11 protein-coding genes are annotated in these 12591 nt (G+C 67.6%); 6 read left to right on the top strand and 5 right to left on the bottom strand.

Translation table 11 applies throughout. The annotated features are described in order from the left end of the window. Positions 1-19: 19 nt before the first annotated feature. From ACZ6IE_RS04055 to ACZ6IE_RS04045, 3 genes are all read right to left on the bottom strand, one after another. On the bottom strand, positions 20-520 hold the full coding sequence (locus ACZ6IE_RS04055) for an HNH endonuclease (protein ID WP_077053709.1): 501 nt from the start codon (positions 518-520) through the stop codon (positions 20-22). A 445-nt stretch (positions 521-965) separates the two neighbouring features. Next, complete coding sequence (locus tag ACZ6IE_RS04050; protein WP_464606881.1) at positions 966-1994, bottom strand: C40 family peptidase; 1029 nt, start codon at positions 1992-1994, stop codon at positions 966-968. Positions 1995-2316: 322 nt separating this feature from the next. After that, positions 2317-3012, bottom strand: coding sequence for a metal-dependent transcriptional regulator (locus tag ACZ6IE_RS04045; RefSeq protein ID WP_077053711.1), 696 nt, complete (start codon positions 3010-3012; stop codon positions 2317-2319). Positions 3013-3107: 95 nt separating this feature from the next. Between ACZ6IE_RS04045 and serC the strand changes: the two genes are divergently transcribed. Then, complete coding sequence (gene serC / locus ACZ6IE_RS04040; RefSeq protein ID WP_464606880.1) at positions 3108-4220, top strand: phosphoserine transaminase; 1113 nt, start codon at positions 3108-3110, stop codon at positions 4218-4220. Between the two features lie 85 nt (positions 4221-4305). Here serC and ACZ6IE_RS04035 read toward each other — a convergent pair whose 3' ends face one another. Beyond that, the gene (locus tag ACZ6IE_RS04035) at positions 4306-5298 is read right to left on the bottom strand and encodes a DUF3027 domain-containing protein (RefSeq protein WP_464606879.1); all 993 of its coding nucleotides are present in this window, start codon (positions 5296-5298) and stop codon (positions 4306-4308) included. Next, positions 5291-5674, bottom strand: coding sequence for a cold-shock protein (locus ACZ6IE_RS04030; RefSeq protein WP_077053714.1), 384 nt, complete (start codon positions 5672-5674; stop codon positions 5291-5293). The genes ACZ6IE_RS04035 and ACZ6IE_RS04030 overlap by 8 nt, the downstream gene beginning before the upstream one ends. 145 nt (positions 5675-5819) lie before the next feature. On the opposite strand from ACZ6IE_RS04030, the gene ACZ6IE_RS04025 reads away from it, so the two are divergent. The 5 genes from ACZ6IE_RS04025 to ACZ6IE_RS04005 all read left to right on the top strand — a co-directional run bounded on the left by ACZ6IE_RS04025 (position 5820) and on the right by ACZ6IE_RS04005 (position 12584). Then, complete coding sequence (locus ACZ6IE_RS04025; protein WP_464606878.1) at positions 5820-6176, top strand: hypothetical protein; 357 nt, start codon at positions 5820-5822, stop codon at positions 6174-6176. A 16-nt stretch (positions 6177-6192) separates the two neighbouring features. Continuing rightward, entirely contained in the window at positions 6193-8199 is a 2007-nt protein-coding gene (locus ACZ6IE_RS04020; protein WP_464606877.1) for a helicase-associated domain-containing protein, read from the top strand. Positions 8200-8256: 57 nt separating this feature from the next. Beyond that, the gene (locus ACZ6IE_RS04015; protein WP_077053717.1) at positions 8257-9897 is read left to right on the top strand and encodes a DNA repair helicase XPB; all 1641 of its coding nucleotides are present in this window, start codon (positions 8257-8259) and stop codon (positions 9895-9897) included. 94 nt (positions 9898-9991) lie between these two features. Next, positions 9992-10681 carry a response regulator transcription factor gene (locus tag ACZ6IE_RS04010; RefSeq protein WP_077053718.1) on the top strand — a complete coding sequence of 230 codons (690 nt, stop codon included), beginning with the start codon at positions 9992-9994 and terminating at the stop codon, positions 10679-10681. A gap of 10 nt (positions 10682-10691) precedes the next feature. Further along, positions 10692-12584, top strand: a complete 1893-nt coding sequence (locus ACZ6IE_RS04005) for a sensor histidine kinase (protein ID WP_464606876.1) — start codon at positions 10692-10694, stop codon at positions 12582-12584. Positions 12585-12591 lie beyond the last annotated feature (7 nt).

The following is a 12591-nucleotide window of genomic DNA, read 5'->3' as shown; positions in this document are numbered from 1 at the left end:
GCAGGGCGAACGGCGAGACCTAAGCCGCCCGCTGCCCCAGGTACTGCTCCCAGTGCGGCAGCGGCCGCTCGACGCCGCGCACCGCCCAGGTCGGGCCGACGGGAACGCGCGGGATGGTGCGCAGCGTCCAGCCCATTTCGGCGGGCGTGCGGTCGCTCTTGGCGTTGTTGCAGCGCAGGCAGCAGGCGACGAGGTTCTCCCAGCTGTCCGCTCCCCCGCGCGACTTCGGCAGCACATGGTCGATGGTGGTGGCGTTCTTGGCGCAGTAGGCGCATTTCTGGCCGTCGCGGCGCAGCACCCCTCGGCGTGTCACGGGCACCCGCCGAGAATGAGGGATGCGCACATAATGCGTGAGCAGGATGACCGACGGGCGGTCGAGCGCCATGGTGGCGCCGTAGACGGGGTGGCCGGCATCGATCTCGACGATGGTGGCCTTCTTGTTCATCACCAGCACGAGCGCTCGTTTGAACGAGACGATGGCCAGCGGTTCGTATCCTGCGTTCAGCACCAGGGTGCGCATGAGGTTCCTCTCAACAGTCGTGACGGCTTCACGTTGTTTCGACAGCGTGACCGTGGCGGAGAGAGTCAGTCCCAGGTACGAAAAAAGGCACCGTCTGAGACGATGCCTTCACACTCCCGCAGCGCGCGTGCGCACACTGCTGGTCGTGCTCGTAAAACTGGAATGCCGCAGCGCGAAACGACCAGAGGTATCCGTGGTGTGGATACGCGGTTGTTCGCACATAAGCTGCTTGCCCCTTTTCGCTTGGGTCAAGACAATAATGTAACCCACGAATGCCCGACCGTGGTCGAAATATCGACCGAGAAACTCATGTGTAACGAAGAGTTCACGCGCCGGGCGGCCCATCCTGCCAGGCGCGCGTCCCCACACGCACGAACCGCCCGCCGAGGAGGTGTCGGCGAGCGGTTCGAGGTGCCGGATGCTCGAGGCATCCTCATCGGTCTTGTCAGCCGGTGAAGCGCACGTAGGTGTAGTTGCCGTACATCGGGCCGATGCGGAGCGGCGTGCCCGGCTGCGAGGCGTGCAAGATCATGCCGTTGCCGGCGTAGAAGCCGATGTGTCCGGGCTTGACGAGCAGGTCACCGGGGACGGCCTCGGCGGCCGAGATGACCGTGCCGCGAGCGCCCTGGGCGGTGGACGAGTGCGGCAGCGAGATGCCGAACTGCGCGTAGACGTAGAGCACGAAGCCGGAGCAGTCGAAGCCGGCGGGCGTCGCGCCGCCGAAGACGTAAGGAACGCCCTGGTACTTCAGCGCGGCGGCGAAGACGTCGGCCTGGGCGGGAAGCCCGGCGCGCGGGGCCGCGGCGAGCAGCTCGGCGGCGGTCTTCTGAGTGCTGGCGGTCTCGACGTAGCTGGCCGTCGTGGCCGTGCGCTGGGCGGCGACCGCGGTTGCGGCGCGTGCCGTGGCGAGCTCGGCGGATGTCGTGGCCGTATAGCCGTCACGCGCGACGGGCGCAATGGCCGCCTCGTCGTCGACGGTCATTTTCTGAGCGCCGGTCTCTTTCGCGACCTGCACACCCGAGGCGGCCGTCTGGTCGTCGGTGCCACCGGGCGTCATGGCGTAAGCCGGGATCGCGATAGTGGCGAAGAGGCCGGGAACCACGAGCGCCATGACGGCCGTGGACCGGAAGCTGCGCCATCCCTTGCTCGGCGCCTTCTTGGCGGCCGGCTTGGCGAATGCGGGCGACACGGCCGAGGAGGCTGCGGCCTGCGTGGCGACCGCGGCGGTCTTGACGCTCACGCGAGTCGAGGGGGTGAGGCTCGAGGCGGTGGGGGTCTTGGCACCGATGCTGCTCGTGGCGGCGGGGGTGCGGGCCGGCTGAACGGCCTGTGCGGCCGCGGCAGCTGCTGCTTCGCGGATGCTTCGGCGGGTCGGAGTCGCCGAAGGGGTGGTGCTTTCAGGGGCAGTGCTGGGGTTCGGGTTGGTGGAGCTGTTGGGCGAGTCTGGCGACTCGGGGGTGACGTTTTCGGCCAAAGTTTTTACCTCCGGCGCCTCTCCAGCCCGGGCATGGGACTGGCTCATCCACAACAAGAATCATTGGGGATCTGCCGTAAGGGAATGAGCGGGGAAGGCGCCTCACGACAGGTCCTGCGACCGGTTTGCGGCCATCGGACTTGTTCGACCATACGCGAGGGCAGGGGCTTTGTCACATATATCCGGGTCTTTTTTAACGAATTGGTAACGGTAAACGACCCCCTCTTCGGGGCCTATCATTGACGGCCCGTTTGCATATGGTCGGACAACGAAAACGCCGCGTCGCCCGTCATATCGGGCGACGCGGCGTTATTCGGCCGGCTTAGACGGAGGCGACGTAAATGTGGGTCGCGACCTCGTGAGGAAGTTCTAAACCATCTCCAAAACCTTCAACCTGGACTAGAACGTAGGTGCCCGCGGCGGAGAACGTGGCCTCGTTGCCGGGCAGCACACCCGACTGCTTCAGCTGCAGCAACAGCTCGGGCTCGAACTGCACCGGCTCACCCAGACGGCGGATGGTGGCGGCCACGGGTTCGGCCGACGAACGCACCAGCTCGACGATGCTCGTGACACCTGCACCGAACGCGCCGGCCGGGTCGTCGCCCAGCTCGTCGAGCCCCGGAATGGGCGTGCCGTAGGGCGACTCGGTGGGGTGGTTGAGCATGGCCAGCAGCTTGCGCTCGACCTGCTCGCTCATGACGTGCTCCCAGCGGCAGGCCTCTTCGTGCACGTACTCCCACTCGAGCCCGATGACGTCGCTCAAGAGACGCTCGGCGAGACGATGCTTGCGCATCACGTGAACGGCCTTACGGCGGCCATCCGTCGTCAATTCGAGGTGGCGGTCGCCCGAGACGACGACCAGGCCGTCGCGCTCCATGCGGCCGACGGTCTGCGAGACGGTGGGGCCCGAGTGGCCGAGGCGCTCTGAAATTCGCGCACGAAGGGGAACGATGTTCTCTTCTTCGAGTTCGAGGATGGTGCGGAGGTACATCTCCGTCGTGTCAATTAGATCGGTCATCGACGTCTCCCTGGGGTTCTGCGCGGTTCGACCAGCCTACTGTGACCGGCCGACATAGAACGAAGCGGAACGACCCGCGCCTCTACAATCAACGTATGGCTGACTTGCACATTCCCGCTGACCTTCTGCCCGCCGACGGACGCTTCGGTTGCGGCCCCTCCAAGGTTCGTCCCGAGCAGATCCAGGCGCTCGCCGCCGCCGGAGAATCGCTCCTCGGCACGTCCCACCGCCAGGCCCCCGTCAAGAACCTGGTCGGCAGCGTGCGCGAAGGCCTCTCCTCTCTCTTCCGCCTGCCCGACGGTTATGAAATCGTCCTCGGCAACGGCGGTTCGACAGCGTTTTGGGATGCCGCATCCTTCGGTCTCATCGAACGCCGTGCCGAGAACCTCTCGTTCGGAGAATTCGGTTCCAAGTTCGCCAAGGCTGCCGGCGCGCCGTGGCTCGAGGCCCCCGTCGTGAAGACGGCCCCGGGCGGATCGCGCAGCGAGGTCGAGATTGTCGAGGGTGTCGACGTGTACGCCTGGCCGCACAACGAGACGTCCACGGGCGTCATGGCCCCCGTCACGCGCGTGCACGGCGACGAGGGCGCGCTCACCGTCATCGACGCCACGAGCGCCGCGGGTGGCATCGACATCGACGCCGCCGAAACCGACGTCTACTACTTCGCGCCGCAGAAGAACTTCGCCTCCGACGGCGGCCTGTGGTTCGCGCTCTTCTCCCCCGCCGCCCTCGAGCGTGTCGAGAAGATCGCGGCATCCGACCGTTACATCCCCGAGTTCCTCAGCCTGAAGAACGCGGTCGACAACTCGCGCCTCAACCAGACCCTCAACACGCCGGCCATCGCCACCCTCGTCATGCTCGACAGCCAGCTGCAGTGGATGAACGACAACGGCGGCCTGTCCTGGGCGTCCGCGCGCACGGCCGAGTCCTCGAACGTGCTCTACGAGTGGGCCGAGCGCACCTCTTACACGACGCCGTTCGTCGAGAACCCCGAGCACCGCTCGCAGGTCGTCGTCACCATCGACTTCGACGACGCGATCGACGCCGCCCAGGTGGCCAAGGTCCTGCGGGCCAACGGCATCGTCGACACCGAGCCCTACCGCAAGCTGGGCCGCAACCAGCTGCGCGTGGCCACGTTCACGGCCATCGACCCCGACGACGTGCGCCAGCTGGTGCGCAGCATCGAGCACGTGGTCGGCGCCCTCTAGGTTTCCCACGGCACAGAAGAGGGGCGGATGACTTCGGTCACCCGCCCCTCTTGTCGTTCAGTCTTCTCAGCCCGACGTCCGCGACCTACTTGCGGCGGGGGCGTCGACGCCACAGGCGGCGGCGACGCGGCTTCTCGTCCGCAGCCTCGCCGTCGGCGCCGGACGAGTCGTTCGTGCCGCTCGCGTCGTCGCTGTCGTCGTCCGAATCGTCGTCGTCAGACTCGTCGTCGTCGGAGTCGTCGTCATGCGACGCATCGTCGTCGTCCGAGTCGTCATCGTCATCGTCGTCCGACTCGTCATCGTCGTCGTCGTCCGACTCGTCATCGTCGTCGTCGTCCGAGTCGTCATCATCGTCGTCCGACTCGTCGTCGTCATCCGAGTCATCTTCGGATTCCGCGGCGTCGTCGATGTCCACGCCGTCGATCTCGTCGTCATCGTCGTCGAGATCGCTCTCGTCTTCGTCGTCGAATTCCTCGTCGTCGGCGGCAGCGGCGAGTGCAGCCTCGGCCTCGAGCTGCGCGGATCGATAGTCGGCGAGCCGATCCGACCACGGCACCCACTCGGGAGCGATGAGAGCAAGCTCGCCCGGCATCAATTCGACCTCGAGCACGGTGGGAGCCGTCTCTTCGTCGACCCGTGCAATCGTGGCGCTCCAGAACCAACCGGGGTAACCGGCCTGCAGGTTCTCGAACAGGAGCGACATGACGTGTTCGCCCTCGACGATGTGTCCGGCCGGCTCACCGATCGTCTCGGCGGGCGTCACCTCGGCGAGCGCGGTGCGCGCCAGATCGACCGAGGCCAAGAGCACCTCGTCGGGAACGGCCGGCACAGCCTCGACGGGCTGAGCACCCGCGTTGGCGTCAGCGTCCGTCGCAGCGTCAGCATCCGTCGCAGCGTCTGAAGCGTCGGCGTCACCATCCACGGAAACCGCGTCAGAACCCTCGGCGGCGGCACCGTCAGCCTGCCCGACAGACTTGCTCACGGCATCCGACACGCCGTCTGCACCGGTGTCGGTCAAACCCGCGCGCTCGTCATGTTCCCCCACGAAGGAGGCGTCATCGTCGCGCGGCTCAGGCATCGAGTTCATCCGCGACCCGGCGCAACACCTGGGCGACTTTGTGGCTGTGGGCGCTGTCGGGGTAGCGGCCCTTGCGCAGGTTGCCGCCGATGCCGTCGAGCACCTTGACCAGGTCTTCGACGATGATCGCCATGTCGTCGGCCGGTTTGCGCTTGGCCTTGGCGAGGCTGGGCGGGGCGTCGAGAATGCGCACGGAGAGCGCCTGAGCGCCGCGTTTGCCGTCGGCGACGCCGAAATCGAGGCGGGTTCCTGCTTTCACCTGCGTGACACCGGCGGGAAGCGCCGACGCGTGCAGGAACACTTCCTGACCGTCATCGCTCGCGATGAAGCCGAAGCCTTTTTCCTCGTCGTAGAACTTGACCTTGCCGGTTGGCATTGAAACCTCGCTGCTGTTGTTGCACGCCACCCGGGTGTGGCGTGAGACGCATTGACCTGACTTCCGGGCTCGTCAGGACGGTGGGCTCATGCCCGCCATCCATCAGTTTAACTGTTTGTCACCCGGGAGCCGATATCCTGGTCAGGTGACCGATCAAACATCTTCCGGCGTAACGAGGTTCGAGCGTGTGCTCGCCGTGATGCTGGTCGCAATAGTCTTCCTGTCCATTCTCAGCTTCGTCGCCATCATCGTGGGCACCGCTACGGGCCTCGAGCGCGGCGACTTCCAGAACGGCCTGTGGCCCGTCATCAGCTTCCTGCCGCTCATCGGCCTGCCGATCGCATTCCTCATGGTGCTCACGCTGCTGATCGTCGGTTTCACCCGTCGCGGCCGCGAGAACCGCGCCTCGGCGGCATCCGGCTCGGCTGCAGGCAAACCCGCCGCAGCCACCACCGCACGGCGAACGCCGGGCGGCACCACGCGTCCCCGGTCGAGCCGATAAGGGCCCGGTCGTCTCCGTGACTGACACTCTCGCGCTTGCAACGTCGCTCCGCGCCTGGCCCGACGAGGCCATCCGCACGCTCCTCACCGCGCGCTCCATCTCCCCCGATGCGCGCATCTCCGATCTCTTCGACCTAGCCGACCTCCTTTTCGACCCCGAGCGGGTGCAGCAGGCCCTGAGCCACCTCGACCGCCGCACGCTGGCCCTCGCATCCGGCGCCCCGGTCGACCCCTCAGACGACACAGATGTGGCACGCCAACGTCACCTCGTCACCCTCGCCCTCGGCACGGGCACGCCCCTGGCGGTCGACCCGCTCGACATCGACCCGGCCACCTACCGCACCTTCGCCGCCGTCGCCGCGGTGCTCGCCTCCTGGCCCGAGCGCGATCTGCCCGACGCCGAGGCCCTCACGAACGAGCCGGCACCCGCCATCGACGGCTTCACCGCCCCCTCGAGCGCCGGAGCATCCGCGGTCTCGGGCTCGGCCGCTGCAACCGCCGCCGCCGCTTCAGCTGGCCCCACCGGGGTGCCCGCCTCGCCCGACGCAGCCGCCGAGCAGCACCACGGCGGCCATGCCAGCGTCCCGTCCGGCGCCCGCAGCACCCAGACCATCCCCATCACGGCCCCCGAGTCGCTCGCCTCCGAGCGCGCATTCGAGGCCCTGTCGGCCGTCGCCGAAATGGTCATCGAGCTCACGCAGATGCCGGCGCGGGAATTGGGTCGCGGCGGCCTCGGCCAGCCCGACACCAAGCGCATGGCCGAGTCGATGCACGTCGAGCCCACGGCCGTCACCACCTACTTCGACCTCGCACGCCGCGCGGGTTTCGTCACCCTCGAATCGACCGGCTGGCTGTCCACACCCGACGGCGAGCGCTGGCTGCGCGGCAGCATCGTCGACCGCTGGTCCCTGCTCGCGAGCACCTGGCTCGAGTCCGTCCCCACCGAGGTGCGCGCGGCCCTCGCGCCGCTCGCGCAAAGCTCATGGGGTCAGGCCCTCACGTCCTACGCCGCCTGGCTGTACCCCGCGGGCAGCGGTTGGATCACCACCCAACTCGCACGCGTCACCGCACAGGCCGAGGCCCTCGGCATCACCACGACGGGCCACCCCACATCCGTCGGCGTCACCGTGCTCGAAAAGGGTGCGGATGCCGCAGCCGCCCTTCTCGCCGACAGCCTCCCGCACCAGGTCGACAACGTCTACATCCAGCACGACCTCAGCATCGTCAGCCCGGGCCCTCTCAACCCCACGGCCGATCTGCGCCTCCGCGGAATCGCCGGCCTCGAAGCCCGTGCACAAGCCGCCAGCTACCGTCTGAGCGCCGAATCGGTCACCAAGGCGCTGTCCTCCGGCGAGACCGCCGACAGCATCCTCGAGTTCCTGTCCAAGATCTCGCTGACCGGCATCCCGCAGCCCGTCGACTACCTCGTGCGCGAGAGCGCCAAGCGTTTCGGCCGCGTCCGTGTCGGCACCCTGCCCGAGTCCGAGGCCCTCGAGTCGCCGAGCGGTGCGCGCACCTACGTGCGTTCCGACGACGAACACCTGATCAGCCAGATCTCGGTCGATCACTCACTCACGGCCGTCGCGCTCCACCAGTCCGGCCGCAACCGCCTCGTCAGCCGCTTCGCCGACGACGTGGTGTTCTGGGCGCTGGTCGACGCGCGCTACCCGGTCGCCGCCGAGACCATCGACGGCGAGATCCGCACCCCGCGCCGCCGAGCCCTGCGTGCGCGCCCCACACCGCCGCCGCCCGCCGACTACTCCCCGCTGATCGCGCGTCTGCGCGAGAACACGGCCGTCGAGGGCGATGCCTCCGACGAGGCCTGGTTGGCGCGCCAACTCGACGCGGCCATCAAGGCGAAGCAGACAGTGCTCGTGCTGGTCTCGCTCCCGGGCGGGGTCGAACGCGAATTCCTGCTCGAGCCGACGGCCGTCGCCGCGGGTCGCTTGCGCGGTCGCGATCGTGCCGCCGACATCGAGCGCACGCTGCCGATCAAGAACATCACGCGCCTGAAGCCTGCCTGATCGGGGCTGGCGGCACGCGTCATCCGTTCTCAGAAAGCGCGACTAAACTGAGCAGTTATGTCTGACGGACCACTGATCGTCCAAAGCGACCGCACCGTGCTGCTCGAGGTCGCGCACCCTCTCGCCGAGGAAGCGCGGCACGACCTCGCCGTCTTCGCCGAGCTCGAACGTGCCCCCGAGCACATCCACACCTACCGCATCACGCGCCTCGGACTCTGGAACGCGCGTGCCGCCGGCCACGAGGCCGAAGACATGATCGGCACGCTCGAGAAGTACTCGAAGTTCGCCATCCCCCAGACCGTCACGATCGACATCGCCGAGACGGTGTCGCGTTATGGCCGCCTCAACATCGAGCGGGATGACGAGGGCGCCCTCATTTTGCGCTCGCTCGACGAAGCCGTCATCGCCGAGGTCGCCAACGCCAAGCGCATCGCGCCCCTCCTGATCGGAAACCCGGCCCCCGGCGTCTTCCTCGTCGAGCCCTGGGCGCGCGGCCAGCTCAAACAAGAGCTCGTGAAGCTCGGATGGCCGGCCGAAGACCTCGCGGGCTACACCCCAGGCACCCCCCACGTCATCGACCTGAAGGAAGACGGCTGGGCCCTGCGGGACTACCAGAACAAGGCCGTGCAGAACTTCTTCGACGGCGGCTCGGGCGTCGTCGTGCTCCCCTGTGGAGCGGGCAAGACACTCGTGGGCGCGGGCGCCATGGCCACGGCCAAGACCAACACGCTCATCCTCGTGACCAACACGGTCTCGGCGCGTCAGTGGCGCGACGAGCTGCTCAAGCGCACGACGCTGACGGCCGACGAGATCGGCGAATACTCGGGTGAGGTCAAAGAGGTCAAACCCGTCACGATCGCCACCTACCAGATCCTCACGGCCCGCCGAAAAGGCGAATACACGCACCTGGCCCTGCTCGACGCCATGGACTGGGGCCTCGTGGTCTACGACGAGGTGCACCTGCTGCCCGCGCCCGTCTTCAAGCTCACAGCCGAACTGCAGGCCCGCCGCCGCCTCGGCCTCACGGCCACGCTCGTGCGCGAAGACGGCCGCGAGGGCGACGTGTTCAGCCTCATCGGCCCGAAGCGTTTCGACGCGCCGTGGAAAGAGATCGAGGCGCAGGGCTACATCTCCCCCGCCACCTGCTACGAGGTGCGCATCGACCTGCCGCAGTCCGAGCGACTCACCTACGCGGCCGCGGCCGACGACGAGCGCTACCGTCTCGCCGCCACGGCTCCCGCCAAGTTGGACGTCGTGCGCGAGCTCGTAAAGAAGCACAAGGGTGAGCGCATCCTCGTCATCGGCCAGTACCTCGACCAGATCGACGAACTCGCCACGGCCCTCGGAGCCCCGCAGCTCACCGGATCGACACCCGTCGACGAGCGCGAGCGCTTGTTCCAGGCGTTCCGCGTGGGCGAAGAGCAGGTGCTCGTCGTGTCGAAGGTCGCCAACTTCTCGGTCGACCTGCCCGAGGCCACCGTCGCCATTCAGGTGTCTGGGTCGTTCGGTTCGCGCCAGGAAGAGGCTCAGCGCCTCGGCCGCCTGCTGCGCCCCAAGGAGTCGGGCCTGGCCGCCAACTTCTATACGCTCGTGGCCCGCGACACGGTCGACCAGGACTTCGCGCAGAACCGCCAGCGCTTCCTCGCCGAACAGGGCTACAGCTACACCATCCTCGACGCCGACAGCATCGCGGCCTAGGCCGGCAGGGCGCTCGGATGCCGTCGAGCCGGCGCCCTGCGCACATCCCTAGCGCTCCCAGACAACGTGCAGACAACACGCAGATACTAGGGGCATGACCGGACCACGCATCCTTATCGTCGACGACGAACCCAACATCCGCGACCTCCTCACCACGAGCCTGCGTTTCGCCGGTTTCGCGGTGCGTGCGGTCGGCAACGGGGCTCAGGCCATCTCGGCCGTTCTCGAAGAAGAGCCCGACCTGATCATCCTCGACGTGATGCTGCCCGATATGAACGGCTTCGGCGTCACCAAGCGTCTGCGCTCCTCGGGCTACACGGCCCCCATCCTCTTCCTCACGGCCAAAGACGACACCGAAGACAAGATCACGGGTCTCACGGTCGGCGGCGACGACTACGTCACCAAGCCGTTCAGCCTCGACGAGATCGTCGCGCGCATCAAGGCCATCCTGCGTCGCACCATGCATGCCGACGAAGACGCGGTCATCCGTGCCGGCGAGCTCACCATGGATCAAGACACGCACGAAGTCCTCGTGGGCGAGACGGCCATCGAGCTCAGCCCCACCGAGTTCAAGCTGCTGCGCTACCTCATGCTCAACCCCAACCGCGTTCTCAGCAAAGCCCAGATCCTCGACCACGTGTGGGAGTACGATTTCAACGGTGACGCGGGAATCGTCGAGAGCTACATCTCTTACCTGCGCCGCAAGCTCGACCAGTTCTCGTCAGAACCCCTCATCCAGACCAAGCGTGGCTTCGGCTACATGTTGAAGACCGGTAAGGCCTGATCCGCACCCAATGAACGATTCCCTCTCCGAGTGGTGGAATTCGATTTCGCTGCGCACCAAAATCACCGGTGTCACCGTCATCGTCCTCGCCATGGGGTTGCTACTCGCGGGAGTCGGCACGGTCGCCATTCTGAAGCCGGCGCTCACCAACCAGGTCAACGCCAAGCTGCAGGCTCAGGCTCAAAACGAATACATCGCGGGTCTCGTCGACAACAACGTGGTGCTCGACGGGTCGAACTCCGACTTCTATGTCGCGTTCTACGACCCGACGGGTTCCTACGTGGGCAACACGTGGCGCAGCAAACCGTCCAGCACGCTGCCCGTTCCGCCTGCAACGTTCACGCTCGAGCAGGCGGCCGGGCGCGACCTGGTGCCGTTCGAGCTGCACAACGCCAACGGTGCGGTCACCTACTCGGCCGTCGCCGCCCCCATCCGGTGGGATGACGGGCGCAGCACGGGTGTGGCCGTCGTAGCCATGTCGATGCGTGAAACCGACAATGTCGTCGCCACCTACCTCACGATCTTCTTCGGCCTGGGGCTCGGGGTCATCATCCTCGGGGCCGTGCTGACACGTTTGCTCGTGACATCCACGTTCCAGCCGTTGCGGGATGTCGAGAGCACCGCCGCCGCCATCGCCAAGGGCGACTTCAGCCAACGCCTCAGCGTCTCGACCCCCAACACCGAGGTCGGCCGCCTGAACCGTTCGCTCAACACCATGTTGAACCGCATCGACCAGGCGTTCTCCGACCGCAGCAAGACCATCAGCCAGATGCGCCGCTTCGTGGGCGACGCCAGCCACGAATTGCGCACACCCCTCGTCACCGTGCGGGGCTATGCCGAGCTCTACCGCATGGGCGCCCTGCAGACCCCCGACGACGTCGCCCAGGCCATGGAGCGCATCGAGAAAGAGGCCATCCGCATGGGCGGCCTCGTCGAAGACCTGCTCGAGCTCGCGCGCCTCGACGAGACGAAGCCGCTCGTGCGCACGGTCGTCGATCTGACCCCGATCGCGCGTGACGCCGCCATGGATGCTTCCGCCGCGTCGCAAGATCGCACGGTCACAGTCGTCGCCGACAACCCGCCCCAGACCGCGCTGTGCGCCACCCCGGCCTCCGCATCGGAGCCAGCCCTGGGTGCCGCCGCGGGCGCATTCGCATCCGCCGGTTCCGGCGCGGGCACCGATGCCCGGGCCGCCGAGGCCGCGCGCACCGGCGACGGCACGCCTGACGCCGCCGGGTCTCGCAACGCCCCCGCCTCAGACGGCCAGACGGCCGCCACCGCGCCCCTCGTGCGCCGCTCCCGTGCCGACGGCACCGGACAGGCTGCCGCAACGGGTCCCATCGCTTATGCGGGCGCGACGCTCGCACGCCTCCGGTCCCGTCGTCCTCGTTCCGGCGCCCCCGGCGTCGGCCGCGAGACCGGCGAGCACGACATCATCGACATGTCCGCCTCCGAGGGCCTCGACGGCGTGCGCCCCGAGACCCCCGCGCTCGTCTATGCCGAAGAGAACAAGATCCGCCAGGTGGTCACCAACCTCATCGGCAACGCCCTGCGCTTCACACCGCCCGGAAGCCCCATCGAGATCGGCGTCTCGGCCAACCCCGACGCCGGCACCGCGACCATCGCGGTCATCGATCACGGCGAGGGCGTGCCCCCGCAGATCCGCGACAAGATCTTCGAGCGCTTCTGGCGCGCTGACAGCTCCCGCACCCGCGAAACCGGCGGCAGCGGCCTCGGGCTCGCCATCGTGTCCTCGATCATCCGGGCCCACGAAGGCACCGTGACGGTCGACGAGACGCCGGGTGGCGGAGCCACCTTCCGCGTCACCCTGCCGCTCCTCGACGCCCAGCGCGCCGCCGAGCTGGCTCCGCGCGGCGGCGACACCTCCCCCGCAACCCGCTAGCGCGAGC

It is taken from the genome of Okibacterium sp. AC114, assembly GCF_979253355.1.
The sequence above is the reverse complement of the archived record's forward strand: the minus strand, read 5'-3'. Positions and strand labels throughout refer to the sequence as shown.